The following is a 25,788-nucleotide window of genomic DNA, read 5'->3' as shown; positions in this document are numbered from 1 at the left end:
CCTTATAACAAGTAGGAGCATGTGTCATGAAATTAGGTATTAATGGTCTTGGAAGAATTGGAAAACTCACCCTGTGGAACCAGATTGCCAAAAAAAATTTCGATGGAATTGTTGTAAACATCGGTCGTCAGGTCGGTAATTCGCTGGAAGATCTCGTCTCCTCCATTGAGCGTGATTCGACCTATGGCCGCCTTGGCTCCTACCTTCATGGTTACAAATGCCCACGCGTTATCAGTGAGCTTAATGAAGAAACGGGTTCCATGATAATTGATGGCGTGCCGGTGACCATTTTGCGGGAAGCCCGCAACCCGGCCGATATCAAATGGGCGGAAAATGGTATTAAACTGGTGGTAGACTCCACTGGAGCCTTTAAAGATCCCACCACCGATGCCAGTGATCCCAGGGGTGCCATGCGTGGACATATTCAGGCTGGTGCCGAGAAGGTAATCCTTTCTGCTCCCTTCAAGATTAAATCCAAAGGGCTGGAGATGCCGGATGATGCCATCACTGCCGTGATGGGTATTAACGAAGAGACGTTTGATCCGGCAAAACACTCCCTTATTTCCGCAGCCTCCTGCACGACGACCTGCCTCTCCTACATGATGAAACCGTTGCTGGAGAGTCTGGGCTCTGAGAAGATCCTCAGTGCCTCAATGGTTACTGTTCATGCTGCCACCGGCTCCCAGCAGGTACTTGACCGTTTGCCCGCCGCAGGAGCTGTAGATATGCGTAAAAACCGCTCTATCATGAATAACATTATTCTTACCACTACCGGTGCAGCCAGTGCCCTCGGTCTTGTTATCCCGGAGATGAGCGGAATTGGTTTCATGGCGGAATCTGTCCGGGTGCCAACCTCCAGTGGTTCATTGATCATTCTGGTGCTCAATATCCAGGACAACAGTGAGGCCCCTCTCAAACGGGCTGACATCAACGGCATCTATAAAAAATATGCGGAAAATACCGACTATCTCGTTTTTACTGAGGAACAGAACGTCTCCTCCGATATTGTCGGGACTCCTTCCGCAGCCGCAACGATTGAAGGCACGGAAACCCATACCCGCACCGCCGCTATCAAGGTGGATTTGCGCAAGGTTCCCGGGGCCGTTCTCAGCAGGGGCGCAGAGCCTATACTCAATGTGCCGATGACCCAGACCGTTATCTACGGCTGGTATGACAACGAACTCGGCAGTTACACCAATATGCTTGCTGACCTCACCAAACATGTCAGTGAAGAAATGTTTTGATGAACATCCGCTCCTTGACGGGCGACGACCTGCCGCAGGTTGTTGCCCTTGAGGCGGAGAATCCCTCGCCCTGGTCGCTTCCCCTTGTTCAGGGGGAACTGGAAAATCCGAGGGCGATTCTTCTGGCGGGGGAGGTGCATGGCAGAGTGATCGCCTGGCTTTCTGCCACTTTTATCCTGCCTGAAGCTGAACTGCTGAAAATTGCGGTGGCCGCGAGTTGCCGTCGACTTGGTTATGCGGATCTGCTCTTGGCAGATCTCCTCGAAAAACTTGTTGTCCGGCAGTGCACCACACTCTACCTCGAAGTCCGTTCCCGCAATATCCCCGCCTTGAAATTTTATCAGAAAAATGGTTTCCTGAAGAGAGGTAAAAGAGCCTCCTATTTTTATGATCCAATTGACGATGCCCTTGTACTGTGCAGGGATTTCGAACAAAATGATATGTGATATCTTTTAGAGGAGAATGAAAATGAAGACCATTCACGATGTAGAAGTGAAAGGTAAAAAGGTGCTGTTACGGGCTGATTTCAACGTGCCCATGGATGCAGAAAAAAACATTACCGATGATATTCGCATGAGGATGGTGTTGCCAACCATCACATTGCTGATTGAGAAGGGGGCAAAGTTGATTATCTGTTCCCACTGCGGACGACCGGACGGGGAACGTAACATGGAGTTCAGTCTTGCTCCGATTGCTGCTCACCTGCAGACCCTTACCGGCATGAAAGTTATCCTCGCGGAAGACTGTATCGGGGAAGCGGCCGAGAAAGCAATACATGCGGCGGCAGACAAAGAGATTGTCCTCCTTGAAAATCTCCGGTTCTACAGTGGCGAGACGGAGAACGACCCAGAGTTCTCCAGACAGCTTGCCAGTCTTGCCGAGGTGTATGTTAACGACGCCTTCGCTGTCTCACACCGTGCCCACGCCTCTGTGGTTGGAGTGCCGCAACTGATGAGTGAGAAGGCTGCCGGTCTCCTGCTGCAAAAAGAGATAGACTATTTCCGCAAGTCAATGGGGGAACCGGTACGTCCCCTGGTGGCGGTTGTTGGTGGCGCTAAAGTCAGCTCCAAGCTCGGTGCACTGACCAATATGCTCGACAAAGTGAACAAGATGATTGTCGGCGGGGCCATGGCCAACACCTTCCTGAAGAGTATGGGGATCAATGTCGGGGCATCGAAGGTGGAGGATGACCTGCTTGAGACTGCCAAAAAATTTGTTGAAGATGCCGCCGCCCGAGGAGTGAAACTTTACTTCCCGGTGGATTTTGTTGTTGCTGATAAATTTGAGAATGATGCCGTACATATAAATGTCACCTTTCGTGACATCCCGGAGGGCTGGATGGCTCTTGATATCGGCCCGGCAAGCAGTATTCTCTTCCGCGAAGCACTCGCTGATGCCCGGACCATTATCTGGAACGGACCAATGGGGGCCTTCGAAATGGACAGTTTTGCCCGGGGAACCATGGCTGTGTGCCAGGATATCGCCTCTTCCCATGCCCTTTCCATTGTCGGCGGGGGAGATTCTAACGCAGCGGTTAAAAAAGCTGGCGAGGAACAGAATATATCCTATATGTCTACCGGTGGTGGTGCTTTCCTCTATATGATGGAAGGAAAAGTGCTGCCCGGTGTCACTGCGCTCAGTTGAGCGGATAAAGATATTTTCTGGCTGGAATCATATCCTGTGCAAACAAACAAGGAGAGACCATGACGAAAAGAAAAGCCCTGATGGCAGGCAACTGGAAAATGAACATGAACGCAGTGGAAGGCTGCCGTCTTGCTGCAGATGTGGCCGCACAGTGTAATAAGGGATATGATGACCGTGAAGTGCTGCTGGCTCCCCCCTTCACCATTCTCAGTGAAGTTTCCCATGCTCTGGAAGGAAAGGGAATTCTTACTGCGTCACAGAATGTCTGCTGGGAAGAGAACGGTGCTTTTACCGGAGAGATCGCTCCGAATATGGTGAAAGACGCCGGGGGCTCGGCTGCCATTGTTGGCCACTCTGAGCGGCGGCATATTTTTGGCGAGAGCAATGAGATGATCAATAAACGGGTCAAAGGCGGTCTCGCCGGTGGCCTGATGATCATTCTTTGTATTGGTGAAACACTGGAGGAACGGGAGGCTGACAGGACGTTCACCGTTCTTGAAGAGCAGGTGCGCAAGGGGCTTGACGGCGTTGACACCGGACAGATGGAAAAGATTGTTATTGCCTATGAGCCGGTCTGGGCAATCGGAACGGGGAAGACCGCGAGCAAGGAGCAGGCGCAGGAAGTGCACGCTTTCCTTCGCGGGCTTCTGGACAGAATATACGAAAAAGATGTTGCCGATACGACGCGTATATTGTATGGTGGCTCGGTTAAGCCTGCGAATGTCAATGAGCTTATGGCTCAGCCGGATATCGACGGTGCGCTGGTTGGTGGCGCCGCTTTGAAGGCGGATTCCTTCGGCAGTATCATTAATTTTCAGTAATTTCTTTCTGGCTGCTTTCCCGTAAAGCTGCCAGATTTTATTTCAGCAACCGATAAAGTAACCGTATGGATACTCTGCTTCTTATCGTTCACATTCTCGTTTGTTTCTTTCTTGTTGTTATTGTCCTCCTGCAACAGGGTAAAGGAGCCGATATCGGTGCTACTTTTGGTGGCTCCAGCCAGTCCCTTTTTGGAACAGAGGGACCGATGCCATTATTGAATAAGATTACGACAGCTGCAGCGATTACATTTATGGTGACTTCTCTGTCTCTTGCGTATATTTCTTCTCAAGACAGTCATGCTACTGTTATGAGCGGAGTGACAACTGAAAAAATGAAAGATTCTGCACCTGTTGTAGAAAAAAAGGTTGCGGAACCTGCCTCAAATGCAGTAAAAAGCTCAGATGCAATTCAGGAAGCTGCACCTGCTGTTGAAAGTAAGGTTGAAAAGACCGAGCCTGTAAAAGCGGAACCTGTTGCAGAGAAGAAAAGTGACGCAGCAGCAAAAAATGAATAATTTTTATTTGTGTGCCGGAGTGGTGGAATTGGTAGACGCGCACGCTTGAGGGGCGTGTGGGGAGACCCATGCCGGTTCGACTCCGGCCTTCGGCACCAAATTTTTTTTAAAAAAGTATCAAAAAAGCCTCAGAAGCCGCATCCCGTAAGGGTTGCGGCTTTTTTTTTTGTCGCATCCAGATTCTGCAGGGGAAAAGCAAAAAGCGGGAAGGACGGAAAAAAGGAGGCAGGAGGCAGGAGAAAGGGAAAAGCAAAAGGCGGTACAACAGATTTTTTTGCCAACGAATAAAGGCTCGAATAATACGAAAAGGGCAAAAGACAATTTTTATCGCGAAGAACGCGAAGGAATACGAAGGCAAGGTTCTTCAAGGTTCCCTGAAGTGGAAGTACTTTACCCCTTCAAGTATGGGGATAATTGCAAATCCCAGGGCTACGGCACCGCAGTACTCACCGGGAGAAAGTGCTGTGAGACCAAATGCCGCTGAGAAGAAGGGAACGTATACGGGGATGATGGTGAGCACCAGCGCGGCGGCGAATGCGAGGTACAGATACCTGTTATGGGTATGAAGTCTGAAAATGGACCCGTTGAGTGAACGCATGTTGAACGCCTGAAAGGCCTGGCACATTGAGAGTGTTACGAAGGTCATGGTGGTGCCTCCTGCGGCGCAGGATATGGCGCTGAGCAGGGTGATGATAATGCCCTGGTAGATGCAGGCAAAACCCAGGCCTTCGGCGAAGATGCCGTCGGTCGATTTCCTTGGCGGTCTGCGCATGATGTCTGGAGCCGCGAACTCCATTCCCAGTGCCAGCGCTGGCAGCATGTCCGTGACAAGGTTGATCCACAACAGCTGCACCGGATTTAAAATAACGAACCCCGCCAGCGTAGCCACAAATATCAGCAGGACCTCGGACAGATTTGAACTCAGCAGATACTGGATGGTACGCCTGATGTTATCGTAGATGCGACGCCCCTCCTCCACTGCGGCGACTATCGTTGCGAAGTTGTCGTCCGCCAGCACGATGTCAGCAATATTTCTCGTCACATCCGTACCCGTGATTCCCATGGCCACGCCGATATCGGCGTTCTTGAGGGCCGGTGCATCGTTAACTCCGTCGCCGGTCATGGCTGTGATGGCTCCTCTGCTTTTCCATGCCTGGACGATGCGGACCTTGTGCTGTGGCTGTACACGGGTGTACACCGCATATTTCTCAATGGAGTCGGCCAGCTGTTCGTCGGAAAGTTTCTCCAGTTCCTTGGCCGGGAGAACCTGTTCGGGGCGTTCGATTATACCGAGGTTCCTGGCGATGGCAGTCGCAGTGTTCTCATGATCCCCGGTGATCATGACGGGACGGATCCCTGCCTCTTTACACTTTTCTATCGCGATGACTGCCTCGGGTCTGATGGGATCAATCATACCTGCCAGCCCGACGAATACCAGCTCCCGTTCCCTGTTTGAGGCTGTAAGATCTTCGGGCAGAGCTGGCAGTTCCTTTCTGGCAGCCGCCAGCACGCGCAGAGCCCCTGACGTCAGACGGGTGTTGATATCCTGCAGTTCCTGCAGTTCCTTATCGCCCAGAGGGACAACCTGTCCGTCCTTCAGCATCTGTGAACAGCACTGCAGGATCATATCAGGAGCGCCCTTGGTGAACTGCATGACGGAGTCGTCCGGGGCCGCGTTAAAGGTGGTCATCATCTTGCGTTTGCTGTCGAAAGGAATATCTGCCAGGCGGGGCATCTCGGAAGAGAGGATGTTTTTCTCCACCCCTTCTTTGCGGGCGAATTCCAGCAGGGCGGCTTCGGTGGGTTCTCCCGTGATCTGTCCGTCTGCGGCAATGGTTGCATCGTTGCAGAGGGCGAGGGCCTGTGCCAGTGAATATGCGTTGTCGCAATGGCTGTCAACTACCGTCATTTTGTTCTGTGTGAGCGTCCCTGTTTTATCTGAGCAGATGACCTGTGTGCAGCCCAGTGTCTCTACCGCCGTCATCTTCCGGACGACAGCGTTACGTTTGGACATCCTGGTAACACCAATGGACAGGACGATGGTTACTACGGCTACGAGGCCTTCCGGAATGGCGGCGACTGCGAGAGAGACCGCCAGCATGAAGGTCTCCAGCACCAGGGCAGTGGTGACCTCTTCGCTCCGAATCAGGCTGAAGGCGAAGATGAAGATGCAGATGCCCAGAACCCCCCAGGTAAGGACGCGGCTCAGCTGGGCGAGTTTCACCTGAAGTGGTGTACGGCTGTCGGCCGCAGTGTGGATCTGATGGGCAATTTTACCCATTTCGGTATCCATGGCGGTGGCGGTGACCACGGCCCTGCCGTGACCATGTACAATGGCACAGCCCGTGTAGACCATGTTGGAACGGTCACCCAGAGGAATATCGTCTGAGGGTTCCGCTCCCTCTGGAAGCGAAGTGACGGCGCTTATCTTTTCTACCGGAACGGACTCACCGGTTAAAGGGGCTTCCTCTGCCTTCAGGCTTGAGCATTCGATAAGACGGCCATCTGCGGGAACAGCATCGCCTGCAGTCAGGATGATAACATCCCCCACCACGAGATCCTCACTGGCGATGTCCATGACCTCTCCGTCACGCAGCGTGGAGATGCTGTCTGCAGACATGGCTTTGAGCGCTTCGATGGCTCGTTCCGCCTTGTTTTCCTGCACGACGCCCAGTACGGCATTGAGTACCACGACGAACAAAATGATAATCACGTCCGCGAAGGATTCTTCCGCCCAGACAGCCGTGGCCATGCTTACCGCAGCGGCACCAAGAAGTACGAGAATCATGGGATCGCGGATTTGATCGAAAATTCGGCGCGCCAGCGACTTTTTCCTGTCCTCCAGAAGTCTGTTTTTTCCCTTCAGGGTCAACCGCCGGGCTGCCTCCCCGGATGTGAGCCCGTCTTCACTTGTTTCCAGATCAGTCAGAACTTCTTGTACATCCTTCAGATACTGTTTCATCGCTGTCCTCAGAGTGTAAATGTACTGCAGACATCGGGTTCTCCCCGGTGTGATATGTAGAGAGTAGAGAGGTGAGTAGAAACCTGCACAGAGCAGTGTAACACCTTTTCCACTTTGTATTGGTGGATTCAAAGGCAGGTGGCTGGGAAACAGGAGAAAGGAGACGGGAGACGGGAGACAGGGATGTGTAGTGTCACCGTTATCACCCCATGGTAATGATATGGCAGCGGGTTATCGGTAATGCTTGCCATTTCGCTGATGGCCGCCACCGTAGAGACAAGGCATGCCTTGTCTACAGAACAACATCGCGGGAAACCACCGCCGTGCCGATTTTCCATCAATGGTGATGAATCAATACAAAATGTAAATGGTATAAATCCGTAGTTCCGGGGAAGAGATAAAAAAAGAGGCTGTCCCGTCGGGACAGCCTCTTTCGGAAACATCGAAGAATCGCCCATCTTCGTTACAGTCAAAAAAATATCCTCGGAGACAGGCGCCAGACTCCGATATTAAAGTTCTCTCTGTGATAAATTTCTTCCTGTGCCTCGAGTATGAACGAATGCAGGCTGTTTCATGGTACTCTTTTCTTCTTTTCAGCCTTCCTTTGTCTGAAAGACCAGCGCATACATTTTCATCTGCTTGAGCATGTTGGCAAACCCGTTACTGCGACTGGGTGACAGATTGTCGCTGATGCCAATGCGTTTGAGGCTTTCAAGCTGCGCCTCGATAATCTCCTGCGGGGTACGGTCGGAGAGCAGACGGATGAGCAGATAGATAAGGCCTTTGGTAATGATGGCATCACTGTCCGCCTGAAAGTAGACCCTGCCGTCACGATATTCCGCACCGAGCCACACCTGGCTCTGGCACCCCTTGATGAGAAACTGATCGTTGCGATATTTTTCATCAAGGGGCGGAAGTTCTTTGCTGAGGTCTATAATATAACTGTATTTATCCATCCAATCGTCAAAGAGGGAGAATTCATCTTCTATTTCGGCTTCAGTTTCCGCGCAGGATTTTATCTCTGTCATGGGGGTCCTTTTTCGTTTTCTACAGCGTTCCTGCTCCGGCAGAGCCTGCGAGGCTGTTTACCCGAACATCTGCACCGTCTTTTCAATTGCCTTCACCAGCACATCAATCTCTTCCTCGGTATTATACACCGCAAAAGAGGCGCGTAAAGTGCCGATAATGCCATAGCGGGCCATAATCGGCTGGGCACAGTGATGTCCGCTGCGCACGGCAACGCCGAAGTGGTCGAAGATGGTGGCAGCATCGGACGAATGGACGCCATCAATATTGAAAGAAACCACTCCCCCTTTCTCCTTCGCCGTACCGACGAGACTCACCCCGCCAATCTGCGCCAGTTTTTCTGTAGCATATTTTACCAGTGCATGTTCCCGCTCAGCAATAAAATCCCAGCCAACTTCCTGCAGGAACTCCAGCGCTGGAACCGAGGCGAGCACCCCGGCCACATCCGGCGTACCGGTCTCAAATTTATAGGGGAGATCACCGAAGGTGGTCTTTTCAAAGGTTACCTTGTCAATCATCTCACCGCCCGTCTGCCAGGGCGGCATGGCATTGAGCAGAGCCGCCTTGCCGTAGAGAATTCCCACCCCCATTGGCCCATACATTTTGTGTACCGAGAGACTGTAGAAATCAACATCAAGCGCCCGTACGTCCACCTGTACATGGGCTGCAGCCTGGGCTCCGTCGAGATGCACCCTGGCCCCGGCTTCATGCCCGAGACGGATAATCTCTGCCACTGGATTCACTGTACCGAGCGTGTTGGATACATGAGCAATGGAGACCAGTTTTACTTTTGGCCCGAGCAGTTTTTTATACTCCTCCATCTCCAGCTCACCTGCATCGTTGACCGGTACCACCTTCAATACCGCGCCGGTGCGAGCACAGAGCTGCTGCCAGGGAACGATGTTGGCGTGGTGCTCCATTACGCTGATAATAATCTCATCGCCCTCATGAACGAAGGCCTCACCAAAGGAGAAGGCGAGCAGATTGATGCTCTCGGTGGTTCCTTTGGTAAAGATCACCTCCTCAGCCAGCTCACTGTTGAGAAATTTCTGAAAGGCCCGTCGGGACTCCTCGAAGGCAGCCGTCCCCAGCTGTGAGAGATGATGCAAACCACGATGGACGTTACTGTTTTCCTCCATATAATAGCGGGTCATGCGGTCGATTACAGACAGTGGCTTCTGGGTGGTGGCTGCGTTGTCAAGATAGACCAGCGGTTTGTCATTCACCCTGCAGTTCAGGATGGGAAATTGTTGTCGTATTTTCTGCAGCTTGTCATTCATTTTTTTACTTCCTCTATAATACCGTGCCCCTGCAGAACAGGGGCGCGGGAATCTGATACCAATCACATTTTTTACTTACCAGAGAACGCGACTGCGTGGACATCTTTTTTGACGATTACGAATGGATAAACAGGCTGTAAAAACGTCTGTTGTGCTGGAGACGCCTCAATTGGTCGTCTCTACGGAGATCTTTTGCTTTTTCCTGTCTCCCGTCTCCTGTCTCTCTTTTTCCCGTCCCTCTGTCTTTGAATCCACCAATACAAAATGTAAATGGTATTACAGTACTTCGAACTCCGGCTGCGAACAGGAGAGCACACAATCCTCACAGGACGGCAGTTCGCCACGCAGCCGTTTCTTGACCATATCGTCAAGCTGCCGGCGCAGAGGCTCAATGTCGATCTGATTGATCACATCAGCTGCGAAAGCATAGAGCAATAACAGGCGGGCGTTCTCCTCGCTGATACCCCGCTGACGCATGTAGAAGAGCGCCTCCTCGTCGAGCTGACCGACGGAGGATCCGTGGCTGCACTTCACATCGTCGGCGTAGATCTCAAGAAAAGGTCTGGAGGACATCTTCGCCTTGTCGGTAAGCACGATGTTGCTGTTGTGCTGATACGCCTCGGTCTTCTGGGCATCAGGATGCACCAGTACATGACCGTTGAAAAGGCCCCGGGCGTAGTCATCGACGATATATTTAAAAACCTCGCGGCTGGTGCATTGCGGTACCTGATGCTCCACTTTAACGAAGTTCTCCATTCGCTGTCCGCGACTGGCAAGGGAGAGTCCGACAAATTCGCAATCCGCCCCTTTCCCCTGCAGATCCACATGAGCCTCGCCCCGCAACAGGCCACCGTTAAAACCAATAGTGTGAGAGAAAAGGCGAGAGTTTTCCTGCTGGGTAAAAAAGTCCTGGTGGAAACAGGCAGCCTCATCACTGAGGTTTTGCACCCGGTAGAGTTTAAACCCGGCATTGGGCCCGATCTGAAACTGATTGACACTGTTGGCAAGCCCGTACTCCCGGCCCGAGCTGTGATCACAGAAGAGCAACGTCGCTTCCGCACCCTCCTCAAGTACAACAAAGTTGCGCAGATTTTCCAGTGCATCACGATATTCACCAAGGACGTGAATGACCTGGATCGGCTTTGCAAGTACGACGTTTTTCGGTACATAAAGGAAGAATCCGTCCGTAAAAAACGCCATATTGACAGCGTTGAAAAATCCCATTTTCTCCAGTCCGCGCTCGGCCAGAAGCCGCTGCACCAGTTCTGGTTCTTCCTTCAGGGCGGCCCGCAGACTGCCAGCAATTACGCCGTCCTGCAATCGCTGTAAAGGTTGAGCAGACTCAATTCTGCCCGCAGAGAAGTGCATGGCTGTGGTCGCCCTGCCATTAATCTGACAGCGGCCAGGTGTCATGGGCAGCCGGTCCCGCTTTGGCAGGTTGTAGTTATGCTCAAAAACCTTTTCCACACCACTCTGCCGCCAGCGTTCCATTTTCGTCGTCGGCACACCAAGGGCAAGGGCCCGCTCCAGCGCTGCACGCCGCAGTTCACCGACTTCGGGGAGCTCACCGCCAGGCTGAAACCAGCGTTCCAGCGAAGCAAGAAAGTTTTCCGCACTCATTCTTCTCCCTCCACCTGAGCCTTGATCCAGTCATACCCCTTCTCTTCAAGCTCAAGAGAGAGTTCCCTGCCGCCGGTTTTCACCACGCGACCGCCATAGAGGATGTGGACATAATTGGGCACAATATATTCCAGCAGACGCTGATAATGGGTAATAACCACGGTGGCGTTTTCTGCGGTTTTACACTTGTTGACACCACCAGCGACAATACGAAGGGCATCAATATCAAGTCCGGAGTCGGTCTCATCAAGAATGGCCACTTCAGGCTCAAGCATGGCGAGCTGGAAGATCTCATTCTTCTTCTTTTCGCCACCGGAGAAACCTTCGTTCACCGAGCGGTTTTTCATTTTGGCCTTAATCTCCACCATCTCCTCCTTCTCCTTCATCCTGCGGGCAAAGGCGACGGCACCAAGCGGCAGCTGGCCCCGGTAACGGCGGGTCTCGTTGATGGCGGCCCGAAGGAAACTTGACATGCTCACACCGGGAATCTCCACCGGATATTGAAAACCGAGGAAAATACCCTCCTGTGCCCGCTGTTCCGGCGGCATGCCGAGCAGGCTTTTGCCATTGAGCAGGATATCACCGTTGGTGATATCGTATCCCGGACGACCGGCAATGATAGACGCAAGTGTGGATTTTCCGGTACCGTTGGGGCCCATAATGGCGTGGACTTCACCTTTGTTTATCTGCAGATTAACGCCTTTGAGAATCTCTTTTCCGTTAATCCCCGCGCAGAGATTTTTTATTTCGAGCAGCATCTTATTGTTCCTTTATTTGAGATATCTTGAATACGGAGTGTTTTAACCGACGGAACCTTCAAGGCTCACATTCAGCAGTTTCTGTGCCTCAGCAGCGAATTCCAGCGGCAGCTTCTTCAATACCGCGCCAGCATAGCCGTTGACTATCAACCCCACCGCCGTTTCGGAGTTAATCCCCCGCTGCTGACAGTAAAAGAGCTGTTCTTCAGAAATCTTTGAAGTCGTTGCCTCATGCTCCACCACACTCGAGGAATTAGCGGTATCAATATAGGGAAAGGTATGTGCACCACAGGTATCGCTGAGCAGCAGAGAGTCACACTGTGAAAAATTACGGCTGCCGGTGGCCCGTGGTCCGATACGCACCAGCCCCCGGTAACTGTTCTGGCTTTTCCCCGCTGAGATTCCCTTGGAAATAATTGTACTCTTTGTATTTTTCCCGAGGTGGATCATCTTGCTGCCGGTATCAGCCTGCTGGCAGTTGTTGGTCACCGCCACCGAGTAGAATTCCCCCACGGAGTTATCCCCTCCCAGCACACAGCCGGGATACTTCCAGGTGATAGCCGATCCGGTTTCCACCTGGGTCCAGGAGAGCTTGCTGTGGTCACCGCGGCAGAGACCGCGCTTGGTAACAAAGTTGTAGATTCCGCCGCGTCCCTCTTTGTCACCAGGGTACCAGTTCTGCACGGTGGAGTATTTCACCTCGGCATCCTTCATAAGGATAATTTCCACCACTGCGGCGTGGAGCTGTTTCTCATCCCGCTGGGGAGCGGTACAGCCTTCGAGATAGCTGACATAACTGCCCTCATCGGCAACGATCAGGGTCCGCTCAAACTGGCCACTGCCTTCGGCGTTAATGCGGAAGTAGGTAGAGAGATCCATCGGACACCGTACCCCTTTCGGGATATAGCAGAAGCTGCCGTCGGAAAAGACCGCGTCATTGAGGGTCGAAAAAAAATTATCACCGCTCGGCACTGCCTGACCGACGAATCTTCGCACCAGTTCAGGATGCTTTTTCACCGCCTCGGAGAACGACATGAAGACAATCCCCAGTTCCGCGAGGGAATCGCTGAAGGTGGTCTTCACCGAGACGGAGTCAATAACCGCATCTACCGCCACGCCGGAGAGTTTCTTCTTCTCATTGAGCGAGATTCCCAGCCTGTTGAAGGTGTCAATCAGCTCGGGGTCCACCTCGTCGCTGCCTGCATGTTTCTTTTTTTTCGGTGCGGCGTAGTAGTAAAGATCGTTAAAATCGATGGGCGGAATGTCGAGATGCGCCCAGTTCGGCATGGTCATCGTCTGCCATTTTGCCAGGGCCTTGAGACGAAATTCCAGCAGCCACTCCGGTTCTTCTTTCTTCGCGGAGATATAGCGAACTACCTCTTCAGAGATTCCTTTAGGGGCAAATTCAGTCTCAATATCAGTGACAAAGCCATATTTGTAATCGCTTGAAGTAACTTCATGGAGCACTTCGTTTTTTTTCTGTGTCATGTTTATTCCTGTTCAATTGAAGGACCTTGCTGATAAAGATTTTTGCGCAAAGAGATAAAGTGAGGAGGAAATCCAATTAATCAAGGTCTTTCCTGCTCAAGTTTTTCTTCTTTTCAAGATGGATATGACTGTGCAGCGTGTGAGTGAAGTGGTTGAACTGTTCATCCTGGACAGGAAGAAAAGCAAGCGTTATGTCAGTTGGAACCGCAAAGTGATAAAGGAAACAGAGCAGAACAGCGGAAGGAATTGAAATATGCTATTGTTTTATAGATGAAAAGTTTTATAAATGAAAAAAGCACAATATCATAACAGTCCGTCAACTGCTTCTGAGTCAGAAAAAATTTTCTCACCCCTCTGTTTTTTTCATTTGCCTTGGAAACTTTTTACTCTTATGGGTACCTTGAAACAGCCTGTATTCCTTCATATTCGAGGCACAGGAGGAAAGGTATTACAGCCATAACGAATATCGGAGCCTGGCGCTTCCCTCCAGGGATAAATTTTTTACTGTAACTATGCGAAAGACTGGTTATTCAAGGTATACTTATCAATCATATATGAAGAAGGCCTGCAGAATCTTCGGCAGGGAAAATATATTTACAGGCTCTCTGAATACTCTTCAGGAGCCCTCAATTCACACAAGGAAAGTAATATGAATACTGAGATCAGTGATGTTCGGGCAATGGAAATCCTCGACTCTCGCGGTAATCCGACCGTACGGGTTTTTGTAGAACTGGCTGACGGCACCCGCGCTGTCTCCTCTGTCCCTTCAGGGGCTTCCACCGGAGAAAATGAGGCCGTGGAACTGCGTGACGGAGACAAGTCCCGCTACCTCGGTCTGGGTGTACTGAAGGCTGTGGACAATGTCAACAAAAACATTGCTCCGGCAATCAAGGGGATAGATGCCTCTGATCAGTGGCGACTCGACGCCCATCTGCGTGAACTGGACGGCACGGAAAACAAGGGAAACCTTGGAGCCAACGCCATTCTCGGCGTCTCCATGGCTGTGGCACGCGCCTCCGCTCAGAGCTTCGGCATTCCTCTCTATCGCTATCTGGGTGGATCCAACGCCCGGCGGTTGCCGGTGCCATCAATGAATATTCTCAATGGTGGAGCCCATGCCGATAACAGCGTCGACATTCAGGAGTTCATGGCCGTACCGGTAGGCGCCCCCAACTTCCGAGAAGGTCTGCGTTATATCTCCGAAACATTCCATCATCTGAAAAAAATCCTCAAAGAGAAAGGACTTGCCACCAGTGTCGGTGACGAGGGAGGCTTCGCCCCCAACCTGCCAAGCAATGACGCGGCCATGGATCTTATCATGGATGCCATTGAAGCCGCTGGCTACACTCCCGGGGAAGACATTGCCTTCTCCCTTGACAGTGCCGCAAGCTCTTTTTCCACCGACCTTACAAGTAAGTATGACCTGAAGAAATCCGGCGCAGGGAAGATGGATTCCGCTGGTCTCGTCGCCCTCGGTGAGAAGTGGGTGAAAAAATATCCCATCGTCAGCTGGGAAGACCCGCTTGCAGAAAATGACTGGGCTGGATTCACCGATTTTACAGCCAGACTCGGAGACAAGATTGACGTGATTGGCGACGACCTCTTCGTCACCAACACCAAATATATTAAACGCGGTATCAAAGAAAAAGCGGCCAATTCAGTGCTGATTAAACTGAACCAGATAGGTACGGTCTCTGAATCCATTGACGCTGTCCGTCTCTGTCGTGACGCTGGCTGGCGCTACATGATCTCTCACCGCTCGGGCGAAACTGAGGATACCTTCATTGCCGATTTCGCTGTAGCCATGGACGGTGGTCAGCTCAAGACCGGTTCTGCCTCACGCAGTGAACGAATCGCCAAGTACAATCGTCTGATGGAGATTGAGCAGGAACTCGGGGAAGGAGCACAATATTACTGGTAATTACTTTTCCTGCTGAAAAAACGGCCGGGGCACCCTGAAATCCAGGTGCCCCGGCCGTTTTTGTCTCAAGAGAACATCGAATAATCGGCCATCTTCTTCGTTACAGCCAAAAAATTATCCTCGGAGGGAAGCGCCAGGCTCCGATATCAACGTTATACTATTCCTATTAAGTTGTGACCTTACTTAATGCCATTTTCACTTTCTATTGGCGAATTCAAAGGCAGGGGGATGGGAGACAGGAGACAGGAGAAAGGAGACGGGAGACAGGGAAAAGCAAAAGACGGAACAGCGAAAAACTTTTTGCCAACGAATAAAAGCTCTAAACATGCGAATAAAGGCAAAAAACTTTAAAAAAGATTTTAAAATTAAACAGAGAATTGCTGTTGTTCTATCTTTACTCGTTCTCTGGTTAATACAAAATGTAAATGGTATTATACCTGCTGCAAATCCCCTCCTGTGCCTTGCATATAAACGAATGCAGGCTGTTTCAAGGTTCCCTTTTACCCCGCCGTGCAGCGTGAAACTGCAGGGTCCGCGTTCCTGCCAGCGCAGTCCGTTTACCTGAAGTTGTGGATTCCTTCTTTTCCCATGCACTTCTGTGGAGAATTTGATTCTTTGAATATATTGACAGTCATCTGCTGCTGCTTACCTTCTTTTATTCGAGACAAAAAGTCTTTTATAGCACAACATCGAAAGGAGAAAGACATGGAACACAATACTAATTTACCTCTTTTACCACTGGAAGACACCATTCTCCTGCCAGAAGCGAAGGTTGAAATTTCTCTTGGTCAGCCCGTTGGCAAAATGGTGCAAAGCTGGATGCAAACTGGAAATGATCTGATTCTTGCGACTGGCTGGGCCCGAGAAGATGGCGGAAAAGCAACTACAGATAATCTCTACAAAACCGGTGTCCTGCTCATGGTGGATGCTCTGCAGGAGGGCGAGAAGATGGTCGCCCGTATCCACGTGCAGCAGCGGGTGACGCTGCACAATATTGAACGGGTGGCTGGCTTTCTGCGTGCCGATTATGCCCTTGATCCCGACGTAGAAGACCTTGATGAGAAGGAACAGCAGGAGATGCTGACGTATCTTCAGTCGACCGGCCGGGAGTTTGCCGAGACCTTCCGTGGTTCAGCAAAAATTATTAAGAAGCTTGAAGCTCAGGAAAGTGTCAACAGCTTCATCGGTTTCTCTTTGCCCTATATGAATGTGACGTACCGGGAAAAGCAGGAGATGCTGGAAATTCGCTCCCTGCACGATCGCGGGATTAAATTTCTCGACCATCTGCTGCGTCATAAGGAGTCGGTGAAACTGCAGATTGAGATGGCCCGCCGTTTCAACGAGTCCACCAATGATAAATATCGCAAGACTATGCTTCGCGAGCAGCTGCGGGAGATTCAAAAGGAACTGGATGAAGGGGAAGAGGGCGGCCACCGAAAAAAGAATTATCGCGAACAGCTTGAGGTTGCTGATCTGCCCGATGAAGTACGCGAGGCTGCACTGGAAGAGGTGGGGAAACTCGAGGTGAACAATGGCGGCCATGAAGAGGGCACCATTCGCAATTACCTCGACCTCATTCTTGCCCTGCCGTGGAACAAACGCAGTGAAGGGGAGATTGATCTGGAACGGGCTCGGGAGATTCTCGCTGCCGATCATGAGGGTCTCAAGGAGGTGAAGGAACGCATAATTCAGCACCTCGCGGTAATGAAACTCACTCATCACAAACGCGGAACTGTTTTGCTCCTCGAAGGCCCTCCGGGTACCGGGAAAACGAGCCTCGGTCGCAGTATTGCCAGGGCGCTTGGCCGCAAGTATCAGCGGATCAGTCTTGGGGGGGTGCGGGATGAAGCGGAGATTCGCGGCCATCGCCGAACTTATGTCGGCGCACTGCCGGGACGAATTATTGCGGCGATGAAGAAGGCGGGAGAAAAGGATGCGGTGTTTGTCCTGGATGAGGTGGATAAATTGCTCGGCTCGTGGGGAGACCCGGCCAGCGCCCTGCTGGAGGTCTTTGATCCAGAGCAGAATGACAATTTTACCGATCATTTTCTCGATCTGCCGTTTGATCTCTCGGAGGTGTTTTTTATTGCCACGGCCAACACCATCAGCAATATCCCCAGACCGCTGTTGGACCGAATGGAGGTGATCTCCATCTCCGGGTACACCGAGAGCGAGAAACTGGTTATTGCTCACAACCACCTGCTGCCGAAGGTGCTCAGAGAGCACGGACTGAATGACAGCCAGCTGCAGGTAAGCGAAGAGGCCCTGGCAACCGTCATTGAGCAGTACACGAGAGAAGCCGGCGTTCGAGGTTTGCAGAAACAGCTGGCGAAGATCGCCCGGGTTTCCTCCGCACAGATTGTCAGCGGTACCGATTTGCCGGTGCAGGTAGGGGCAGAGAATCTGCAGAAGATTCTCGGTCGACGCAAGGTACATCTTGAAGAGAAACTGGGACGCGAGGCTCCGGGAATTGTTACCGGTCTCGCCTGGACTCCGGTGGGGGGCGAGATTCTCTTCATTGAATCCACCAGTATGCCGGGCAAGGGTGAATTGCTGCTCACCGGGCAGCTCGGGGATGTGATGAAGGAATCGGCGCGAATCTCGCTCAGTCTGATCCGCTCGCGGCTGGCCAACCATGTCAGCCACTTTGATTTCGCTGGCAACGACATCCATATCCATGTTCCTGCAGGGAGTACGCCCAAGGACGGACCGTCGGCGGGGATTACCCTCTTTACCTCCCTCGCCTCGCTGATTACCGGTGCGGTGGTGGATACCAAAACGGCGATGACCGGCGAGATTACTCTGCGCGGCACCGTGCTGCCGGTGGGTGGTATTAAAGAAAAAATTCTGGCGGCGCACCGGGCGGGAATCCGACGTATTATCCTCTCCGGGGAAAACCGCGAGGATGTGACCGAGATTGCGGAAGAGGTGCAGCATGAGATGGATTTCTGCTATGTGGAAACCATTGAAGACGTAATCCGTGAATCCCTCGGCATTGAGCTGCCCGATTTTCGCCCGCAGTTTGGCGGTGGAACGAAGACTGGACTTACTGCTGAATAATACCATTCCTATTAAGTTGTGACCGTACTAAATGCCATTTTCACTTTCTATTGGCGAATTCAAAGGCAGGGGGATGGGAGACAGGAGAAAGGAGACGGGAGACAGGGAAAAGCAAAAGACGGAACAGCGAAAAACTTTTTGCCAACGAATACTATTAAGTTATGCTCTTTTTACATCCTGTTTATTCATTCGTAATCACAAAAAAAGATGTCCACGCAGTCGCGCTCTCTGGTCAATACAAAATGTAAATGGTATAACAGCTGTTCAATTTCAGGCAGGTATACAAAGGTCGGATATCGCACAGGCGGTGTCCGGCCTTTGCTGTTCTGAAGTACCGGTAACGGAAGGGAGAAGGGAGAAAGGAGAAAGGAAAAAGCAGAGTAACAAAACCTGATGACATCCGTTGTGGGATGAGGTTGTTTTAAGGTACCCATCAGTTTAGCGTGTTTCGCTGGCTACCTGGTCTTTGTCTTTCCGCCTTTTCCCTTTCTCCTGTCTCCCGTCTCCTGCCTCCTTTTTTCCATCCTTCCCACTGGTGGTTTCTCCGCGCGGTTGATAAGCCCCAGGCCGACAACTACCAGCAGAATGGCGGCGACGATGTTTATCGTCAGCGGCTCTCCGAGCAGAACTACCCCGAGAAGAACGCCGGAGATCGGGATGAGAAAAACGAAGGCGTTGAGCGCCGTTGCTCCATACTGGTTGATCAAACCATTCCATGCGATAAAGCCGTAGGACGCGGTGACGAAGGCTTGAAAGGCGAGGGCGAGCAGTGCGGGGACGGTGACGGGGCGGAGCATCACGTCGTCGAAGAGCCATCCTCCAAAAAAATAGAAGGGGACACAGATGAGCATCGGGTAGAGAGTGATGGTTAAGATGTTGAAATGGCGGATGATTTTTTTTATGTAAATGGCGTTCATCGCCCAGAAGGTGACAGCACCGACAACGAGGGTGTCCCCGAGCAGACTGGCCCCGTCACTGGCGGCCTTTTTATCAAAAAAGAGCAGAACAACAGCAGTGATGCCAAGCAGGACGCCAATCACCTTGCGCAGGGTGATGCGGTCGCCGAGGAAGAAGCAGGCGAGAACCATGACCATCAGTGGCATCATGTTGGAAATCAGTGCCCCGTGGGAGGCCAGTGTCTTACTCTGGCCGACATAGAAAAGTCCGAGCTGTACGATATAGATCATCGGCAGGGGGAGCAGCATGCGAATCTGATCCCGGCGCAGTCCCACCGCGCGACCGGTGAAGAGGCCCCAGAGGAGGAGAGTAATGCTGGCGAGCAGGAAGCGGCTGCCGAGCATGGTGAGCGGGCCAAAACTTTGCGAGCCGATCTTGATGGCCGTCGGGTTGCCGCCAAAAAGGAAGCAGAGAAGGCTGCAGTAGAGGGCTGCACGCAGGGGTAGAGTGCCGTTGCCGGGCGGCGGTTCCTGTGCCTTGCGCACGGGCGGCAGGGCCGGAACCGTCGGATTGAGACGGCGGAGCAGAGTTCGCGGATCCATCAATGCGAATCAGAGAGAGATCTCTTCGCCGTAGGCGAGAGCACGTGCATTGATACCGGCCTCTGCCGCCGCAGTACAGAACTCGTTGGGGTCAGCCTTGATAACATCGAAGGTGTTATAATGAATGGGGATGGCAAAACCAGGGCTGACCAGTTCGGCGGCTTTGACGGCATCGGTGATGCCCATGGTGAAATTGTCGCCAATGGGCAGCATCATGACATAGGGATGGTGCATTTCACCGATCAGTTTCATATCATAAAAAAGACCGGTATCTCCGGCGTGGTAGATGGTTTTGTCATCCACGGTGAGTACAACACCCGCCGGTTCTCCGGCATAATTGCCTTCCGGGGTAGAGGAGCCGTGGTGGGCGATGGTGAATTGCAGACGGCCGAATTCAAACTCATAACCGCCGCCGATATGCATGCTGTGGACATTGCACCCTTTTCCCGCGCAGTAGAGAGCCAGTTCGTTAACGGCGATGACCAGTGAGTTGCAGCGTCGGGCAATTTTGAAAGTATCGCCGAGGTGGTCGCTGTGGGCGTGGGTCAGAACGATATAATCAGCGAAGACCTCTTTTGATTTCACTGGAGAGGTGGGATTGTCGTCAAGGAAGGGATCAATGAGAATGCGGGTTCCCGATTCGCTGGTAATCTGGAAGGCGGAGTGGGAAAAATATCTCAGTTTCATGGGCGTCTCTCTTATTGTGAATGAAGCGGTTTGTAGAAGTGCAGGAAGCAACAGCAGCGCGGAGCAGTCGCCCTGTGCCTGCACGTCACCATAATACCCTTAATTTATCTTTGGAGCATGGGCAAAGTGTACGGGATTATCCCTTTATCAAGTGCTGTACTGCGGAGAGTGATTTATTCACCTCTTTGAAAACCGCATCCATCAATATTGTCTGCGACTGCCGCGGATGGATTACCCTGTAGAGATTCCGCATGAAGTGGGTGCCCGTAATCTGTACGGGAAAGAGAGTGCCCCGTGCCAGTTCGTGGGCGATGCAGTGCTGGGAGAGACAACTCAGGGTTCCGGGATTGCGCAGTACGTTTTTAATCGACTCGATGTGATCCAGCTCCATAAAGACGTTGAGCTTTTGCGCCTGTTCTCCAAGCTGATCAAAGAAGGTGTGGCGGGTTCCGGAACCTACCTCACGCAGAATCCAGCGCAGCTCAAGCAGTTCCTCCATGGCCCACGAGCGCTCCGCCGCTATATCAACATCGGAGGTGACGACAACCAGTTCCTCTTCGCCGATCTTTTCACTCTGCAGAATCCGGCTCGGGACCTCCCCCTCAATAAATCCTACCGCCACCTCACCCATCTCTACTGCATGTACAACCTCCATCGAGTTCCCCGTCCAGATGGAGAGATGGGTGTCATAATGATGCGCCTGAAAGGTATAGAGAACCTCAGGCAGGATGTAGTCGGCAATGGTCTGGCTGGCTCCGATTTCAAGGGAACCGGCGATGAGATTCCGTTTGAACATGGTGGAGACGTCTTGAAAACGTTGCATCAGCGGAATCAGCTCCTCGGCGAGCCCCTTGCCGTTGCTGTTGAGGGATATTTTCTTGTGGGCACGGTCAAAGAGCGGAGCGTCGATTGCTTCCTCAAAGCGTTTGATTGCCGTGGAGACAGCCGACTGGGTGAGGGAAAACTCCTTTGCCACGCTTTGAATTCGGCTGGTGCGGGCGAGGCCAAGGAAGAGTTCCACCTGGCGCAGGGTTATATCCATGCTGTTCCTGTAGTTGTTAAATTGAAGAAAATGCTGAAAAGTTTAAATTTTACTTCATTGATATTCTCCCCGGCCTGAAGTGCAGGGAAGAAGGTACCCTTTTCTCTATCAGTTCTCTCTCACTACCATACCATATTAAGAGGAAAATTAAATTATGGGGCGGAGTTTCTTCCTCTCTATTGAGTTGTCAAAAAAAAGAGCTGTTTTTCGCAGGGTCCAGCAAAAAATGATTGCTGTTCACGTGTTCATCGGAGTCAGAGCGGTGGCTTTATCGGGGAACCTTGTGCGGACAGTTGCCATATCGAGCAGGTGCTCTTTCAACGAAAAAAATTACTCTATTAAATATTATTGTAAAAGTAATATAAGTCATTACAATATTTGTTGTAATGAAAAAGAGACTTCCTGCCGGAATGATGGGCGTGGGAGACAGAGAAATTGCGAAGAGGAGAGGATTATGGGGAATTACTATGACATTCTCGGGGTCGGGAAAGACGCCAGTGAGGCCGATCTGAAAAAAGCCTATCGAAATATGGTGCGGGAACTGCACCCTGATGTGAATAAATCGGCCGACGCGGAGAGCCGTTTCAAAACAGTCGGTACGGCCTGGGAAGTGTTGAAGGATAAGGAAAAACGGAAACTCTATGACCGTTTCGGTGAGAAGTGGGAAGAGGCGGTGGCGGCACACAAACAGGGTGTTTCATACGACGATTTTGAGCGTTACAGCCAGGGTGGAAGAGGCAGGACCTCCTACACACGGGGACCCGGAAGCACATATACTCACGGCGGGCAGGAAGTGGATCCGGAGGATCTGAACGATATCCTGCGTGGTCTCTTCGGTCAGCAGGGGGGCGGTGGCGGGCAGGAAAAAAATTATGGCAGCTATGGCAGCTTCAGTGGCGGCAGACGCCAGCAGGCTGAGACGGAACCGCAGGTACATGATTTACCTGTAACTCTGCGTGAGTTACAGGAGGGTGGCGAGCGACAGATCTCAGTGCAGAGTTATGAGCAGTCCGGCAACACCATGCGACCGGTAACAAAGCAGCTGAAGGTGCAAATTCCTCTGGGCATGACAAACGGTTCCGTGATACGTCTCGGTGGAAAAGGTGCCCTGCAGGATGAGCTGCGGATTCGTCTGGTGGTTTCGCCGGATCCCACCTTCAGTGTGCAGGGGCATGATCTGAAAACTACCGTGCCGATCTCCTTTACGGAGGCAGCCCTTGGGGCGAAGGTGCCGGTACAGATGCTCAGCGGCAGTGTGCAGCTGACGATTCCCCCTGGATCACAGAACGGTCGGGTTTTGCGGCTGCGGGGCAAAGGCCTGAAAAAACGGAGGAGTGGTGCGGGCGATCTGCTGGTGCGTCTTGAAATTGCAGTACCGGAATCGCTCAGTACACGGGAAAAAGAACTGCTTGAGGAGTTGCAGCAGATCTCTACGTTTAATCCCCGCGAGAAAACATTCCAGCGAGCAGGCGTCACGGTGTAATCGGGAGCACGAAAAAGGGGCAGAGAGATTTACGGAAGAGGCGTGATTCCTTCGCCTTTTTTGCAGAATATTCTACAATTTTGAGAGAGGGAAGAATGGCAACACACACAGAGCGAATAACCATCCTTGCCCCGCCGGATTTCAAGGCGTTCCTCATGGAGGAAGCGGAGCAGGAGGGGGTCAGTATGAGCGAACTTGTTCGCCAGCGGTGTACCCGTAATTCCGTCAGCGGCTGTGAAAGCAGCGGCAGGGTGCTTTCAGAGACGGTACGCGAATTGCGTGAGGTTGACCGGCGGCTGGTGCGCCTTGAAACCATGGTGGAGCGGGCGCACCTGTCACCAGATGAGAAGAACCCTGGAAAAGAGGAGTGATGCCGGGCAGAGTCACTTTGTCTATGCCTGGATCATCTCTTCTTCGACGAGGCGGTCGATCAGATTCAGCATCACCTGCCGCTGTTTCGGAGAGGCCTGGGCGATACAGGTACAATGCAGGTTGGTCTTGCTGCGAACGAGTAATTCAAAACGGACATCTTTTCTTGTTACTTCCACAGCCATGTACCACGGGCCGTGTTCTTTATGCTCCTCACCAAGCTGAGCTTTATCAAGGTGTTCCTCTTCGAGAAGCAGCCAGTACAGACCGATCATCGGACCCGGCTGCATGTTGCGCTTCAGCCAGGAGTCAATATTTTCCAGCTCCATGGGGCTGAGTTCGTCGATTACAAACTGTCGCATGCTTTCTCCCCTTAGACGTTAAGCCAGGTGTCGTTGGTGTTGAGGCGTTCACAGCCGTCCTCACGCACAACCACCATGTCTTCAATGCGGATTCCGCCCCATTCCGGGATGTAAATACCTGGTTCCACTGTAACAATCATTCCCGCTTTCAGCTTCTTGTTGTTCAGCCGGGAGAGCCTTGGCTCTTCATGGACGGCGAGACCAACCCCGTGGCCCAGTCCGTGGCCGAAATATTTGCCGTAGCCAGCATCCTCAATTACCTTGCGTGCCGTTTTGTCCACGCTTGCGCCTGTTACTCCGGCGCGAATTGCTTCCATGCCGGCAAGCTGTGCCTTGCGTACGATGCGGTGGATTTGCATATAGGTCTCGTCGGGCTTGCCGCAGCAGAAGGTTCGGGTCATATCTGAGCAGTAACCGTTGAGGATAAGACCCATGTCGATGGTCAGAGACTTGCCGCTCTGCAGCTTCTGTGTGGAGGGAATGGCGTGGGGCAGGGCGCCGCGCTCGCCGGAGGCGACGATGGTGCTGAAGCTCGGGCTCTCCGCCCCCATGCGGCGCATGGTGGTTTCAACAGCGATGGCCACATCCACTTCGGTTTTGCATTCAAGCATGGAACCATACACCTGCTCAAAGACTTTTTCGTTGAGCAGGACCGATTTACGGAGCAGTTCAATTTCCTCTTCATCCTTGATAATACGCATATTTTCTATGGTATCGGTGAGCGGAAAAAGTTTGACATTCTTCAGGGTCTCTTCGAGTTTTTTTGCGAAGGAGTACAGGGTGTAGCCGCTTTCGAAGCCGAGTTTGGTAATGTCGAGCTCTCCGAGCAGTTCTTTGAGAAACTCGGGGAGTCTTTTGCGGTACACATGCACCTTAAAATCCGGACTTTCCTGCTGTGCTGCCAGCTCAAAGCGGGAATCGGTAATCAGATGTGGTTTCCCTTTGGAAGGGATGATCAGTATACCTGAAGTCTCCTGGATGCCGTTATCTCCACCGCGAAATCCGCTGAGATAACGACGGTTTTCAGGTTGAGCAACAAGCAGCCCGCCGAGTTTTTTCCCCCGCAGGCTGGCCTGAATTTTTTCGATTCGTTTGTTGTAATTCATTGCGTACCCTCGGTGTTGCGTTCGGGGAGTTAAAAAAAAGATCAGTTGAGGCCGAAGCAGCTGCCTATGGTTTGTTTACGCTCATCCATTGCGTCGTTGTATTGACCGTTGAGTTCCATCTGCAGCTTGTGCAGTTCTTCAGCGTATTTCGGGTGCATGGCCGGATTGATATCTTCATCATTAATCTTCATGCCACGCGCCACTGCCTGCTGCTGGAGCTGAGCCCTGATGGCGTCATCAAGCTGCTGCTGCGACTGCTCCAGATGCGTGTTGTATTGGCCAAGAATCTGGTTCAGTTCCTGGATGGTTATTGTTGCTTTTTCGTTGCCGTCGAGGAGCTGCAGTGCCTGCAGTGCCCGTTCTGCGGTTTCACGCAGCTGTTCGTCCCGTGGCAGGACGACGTTGCGCAGGAGAACCTGCACCGCTCCCCGGCGGATGTCCTTCTGCTTTTCCGAGGGATGATCTTCCATTCCGGCGAGCGGAGTTTCACTCCGGCCAGCCATGAATTCGGCTGCGAGATGCATGCCGATTTTCATCGACTCTTCGTTGTCGGGGACTGCGGACGCATCGGTTGCAAGGCGTGAGGCACGCTCGAGAACCATCTCCATTGTGCTTTTTATAACTGCCATTTTTTTGCTCCTTAATAAGGGTGCCTTGAATAATCTTGTATTTCGTTCATATCAAAGTTCCCATAAGTAAAATTGGAAAAAGAACAGATCAAACGTAATACATCTTTGTGGATTTTCAAGGTTGTCAACAGGTTACGGGAACATTGAATACTCGTCAATATTCTTTGTTCCAGTCAAAAAATTATCCTCGGAGGTAAGCGCCAGACTCCGATATAAAAGTTATACCCCGTTTTTGTCTCCTGTTTATCCATTCATGGTTACAAACGACAAAA

At 51.9% G+C, this 25,788-nt stretch carries 22 protein-coding genes and 1 tRNA gene; 10 read left to right on the top strand and 13 right to left on the bottom strand.

The features are described from left to right. Window positions 1–26: 26 nt before the first annotated feature. The 6 genes from JWG39_RS01035 to JWG39_RS01010 all read left to right on the top strand — a co-directional run bounded on the left by JWG39_RS01035 (window position 27) and on the right by JWG39_RS01010 (window position 4,322). Window positions 27–1,244 (top strand): type I glyceraldehyde-3-phosphate dehydrogenase, encoded by a 1,218-nt coding sequence (locus tag JWG39_RS01035; protein ID WP_205217481.1) that lies wholly within the window; start codon window positions 27–29, stop codon window positions 1,242–1,244. After that, window positions 1,244–1,690 (top strand): GNAT family N-acetyltransferase, encoded by a 447-nt coding sequence (locus tag JWG39_RS01030; protein WP_205217480.1) that lies wholly within the window; start codon window positions 1,244–1,246, stop codon window positions 1,688–1,690. Before JWG39_RS01035 ends, JWG39_RS01030 begins: the two co-directional genes overlap by 1 nt. A gap of 22 nt (window positions 1,691–1,712) precedes the next feature. Beyond that, window positions 1,713–2,888: a phosphoglycerate kinase gene (locus JWG39_RS01025; protein WP_205217479.1), complete on the top strand. Its 1,176-nt coding sequence runs from the start codon at window positions 1,713–1,715 to the stop codon at window positions 2,886–2,888. A gap of 59 nt (window positions 2,889–2,947) precedes the next feature. Beyond that, window positions 2,948–3,709: a triose-phosphate isomerase gene (tpiA, locus tag JWG39_RS01020; RefSeq protein WP_205217478.1), complete on the top strand. Its 762-nt coding sequence runs from the start codon at window positions 2,948–2,950 to the stop codon at window positions 3,707–3,709. Window positions 3,710–3,774: 65 nt separating this feature from the next. After that, a complete protein-coding gene (gene secG, locus JWG39_RS01015) occupies window positions 3,775–4,224 on the top strand; it encodes a preprotein translocase subunit SecG (RefSeq protein ID WP_205217477.1) in 450 nt (149 codons plus the stop codon). Between the two features lie 13 nt (window positions 4,225–4,237). Then, window positions 4,238–4,322, top strand: a tRNA-Leu gene (locus tag JWG39_RS01010). Between the two features lie 266 nt (window positions 4,323–4,588). On the opposite strand, the gene JWG39_RS01005 is transcribed toward JWG39_RS01010, so the two are convergent. The 7 genes from JWG39_RS01005 to sufB form a co-directional block, all read right to left on the bottom strand. Continuing rightward, entirely contained in the window at window positions 4,589–7,186 is a 2,598-nt protein-coding gene (locus JWG39_RS01005) for a cation-translocating P-type ATPase (protein ID WP_205217476.1), read from the bottom strand. Window positions 7,187–7,314: 128 nt separating this feature from the next. Beyond that, the gene (locus tag JWG39_RS01000; RefSeq protein ID WP_205217475.1) at window positions 7,315–7,659 is read right to left on the bottom strand and encodes a hypothetical protein; all 345 of its coding nucleotides are present in this window, start codon (window positions 7,657–7,659) and stop codon (window positions 7,315–7,317) included. A gap of 120 nt (window positions 7,660–7,779) precedes the next feature. Then, window positions 7,780–8,214 carry a SufE family protein gene (locus JWG39_RS00995; RefSeq protein ID WP_205217474.1) on the bottom strand — a complete coding sequence of 145 codons (435 nt, stop codon included), beginning with the start codon at window positions 8,212–8,214 and terminating at the stop codon, window positions 7,780–7,782. A gap of 57 nt (window positions 8,215–8,271) precedes the next feature. Continuing rightward, window positions 8,272–9,492 (bottom strand): aminotransferase class V-fold PLP-dependent enzyme, encoded by a 1,221-nt coding sequence (locus JWG39_RS00990; RefSeq protein ID WP_205217473.1) that lies wholly within the window; start codon window positions 9,490–9,492, stop codon window positions 8,272–8,274. 276 nt (window positions 9,493–9,768) lie between these two features. After that, window positions 9,769–11,112 (bottom strand): Fe-S cluster assembly protein SufD, encoded by a 1,344-nt coding sequence (gene sufD / locus JWG39_RS00985; protein ID WP_205217472.1) that lies wholly within the window; start codon window positions 11,110–11,112, stop codon window positions 9,769–9,771. Then, the gene (gene sufC / locus JWG39_RS00980) at window positions 11,109–11,867 is read right to left on the bottom strand and encodes a Fe-S cluster assembly ATPase SufC (protein WP_369130552.1); all 759 of its coding nucleotides are present in this window, start codon (window positions 11,865–11,867) and stop codon (window positions 11,109–11,111) included. The genes sufD and sufC overlap by 4 nt, the downstream gene beginning before the upstream one ends. Window positions 11,868–11,912: 45 nt before the next feature. Beyond that, on the bottom strand, window positions 11,913–13,358 hold the full coding sequence (gene sufB / locus JWG39_RS00975) for a Fe-S cluster assembly protein SufB (RefSeq protein ID WP_205217470.1): 1,446 nt from the start codon (window positions 13,356–13,358) through the stop codon (window positions 11,913–11,915). Window positions 13,359–14,007: 649 nt separating this feature from the next. Between sufB and eno the strand changes: the two genes are divergently transcribed. Together eno and lon are read left to right on the top strand one after the other, a co-directional pair. Beyond that, window positions 14,008–15,279, top strand: a complete 1,272-nt coding sequence (gene eno / locus JWG39_RS00970; RefSeq protein WP_205217469.1) for a phosphopyruvate hydratase — start codon at window positions 14,008–14,010, stop codon at window positions 15,277–15,279. 705 nt (window positions 15,280–15,984) lie between these two features. Continuing rightward, window positions 15,985–18,339, top strand: a complete 2,355-nt coding sequence (lon, locus tag JWG39_RS00965) for an endopeptidase La (protein ID WP_205217468.1) — start codon at window positions 15,985–15,987, stop codon at window positions 18,337–18,339. Window positions 18,340–18,794: 455 nt separating this feature from the next. Here the strand turns inward: lon and JWG39_RS00960 are convergent, their stop codons facing one another. From JWG39_RS00960 to JWG39_RS00950, 3 genes are all read right to left on the bottom strand, one after another. After that, the gene (locus tag JWG39_RS00960; RefSeq protein WP_205217467.1) at window positions 18,795–19,838 is read right to left on the bottom strand and encodes a DMT family transporter; all 1,044 of its coding nucleotides are present in this window, start codon (window positions 19,836–19,838) and stop codon (window positions 18,795–18,797) included. A gap of 9 nt (window positions 19,839–19,847) precedes the next feature. Further along, on the bottom strand, window positions 19,848–20,525 hold the full coding sequence (locus JWG39_RS00955) for a metal-dependent hydrolase (RefSeq protein WP_205217466.1): 678 nt from the start codon (window positions 20,523–20,525) through the stop codon (window positions 19,848–19,850). 136 nt (window positions 20,526–20,661) lie between these two features. Beyond that, window positions 20,662–21,567, bottom strand: coding sequence for a LysR substrate-binding domain-containing protein (locus JWG39_RS00950; protein ID WP_205217465.1), 906 nt, complete (start codon window positions 21,565–21,567; stop codon window positions 20,662–20,664). Window positions 21,568–22,021: 454 nt separating this feature from the next. On the opposite strand from JWG39_RS00950, the gene JWG39_RS00945 reads away from it, so the two are divergent. Beyond that, window positions 22,022–23,050, top strand: a complete 1,029-nt coding sequence (locus tag JWG39_RS00945) for a DnaJ C-terminal domain-containing protein (protein ID WP_205217464.1) — start codon at window positions 22,022–22,024, stop codon at window positions 23,048–23,050. A gap of 95 nt (window positions 23,051–23,145) precedes the next feature. Continuing rightward, window positions 23,146–23,421: a hypothetical protein gene (locus tag JWG39_RS00940; protein ID WP_205217463.1), complete on the top strand. Its 276-nt coding sequence runs from the start codon at window positions 23,146–23,148 to the stop codon at window positions 23,419–23,421. 21 nt (window positions 23,422–23,442) lie between these two features. Here JWG39_RS00940 and JWG39_RS00935 read toward each other — a convergent pair whose 3' ends face one another. The 3 genes from JWG39_RS00935 to JWG39_RS00925 are packed head-to-tail and all read right to left on the bottom strand — an operon-like array spanning window position 23,443 to window position 25,516. Beyond that, on the bottom strand, window positions 23,443–23,781 hold the full coding sequence (locus tag JWG39_RS00935; RefSeq protein WP_205217462.1) for a hypothetical protein: 339 nt from the start codon (window positions 23,779–23,781) through the stop codon (window positions 23,443–23,445). A gap of 11 nt (window positions 23,782–23,792) precedes the next feature. Further along, window positions 23,793–24,887: a M24 family metallopeptidase gene (locus JWG39_RS00930; protein ID WP_205217461.1), complete on the bottom strand. Its 1,095-nt coding sequence runs from the start codon at window positions 24,885–24,887 to the stop codon at window positions 23,793–23,795. A gap of 41 nt (window positions 24,888–24,928) precedes the next feature. After that, window positions 24,929–25,516, bottom strand: a complete 588-nt coding sequence (locus JWG39_RS00925) for a DUF6657 family protein (RefSeq protein WP_205217460.1) — start codon at window positions 25,514–25,516, stop codon at window positions 24,929–24,931. Window positions 25,517–25,788: the final 272 nt, after the last annotated feature.

It is taken from the genome of Desulforhopalus vacuolatus, assembly GCF_016918505.1.
Classification (GTDB): domain Bacteria; phylum Desulfobacterota; class Desulfobulbia; order Desulfobulbales; family Desulfocapsaceae; genus Desulforhopalus; species Desulforhopalus vacuolatus.
The sequence above is the reverse complement of the archived record's forward strand: the minus strand, read 5'-3'. Positions and strand labels throughout refer to the sequence as shown.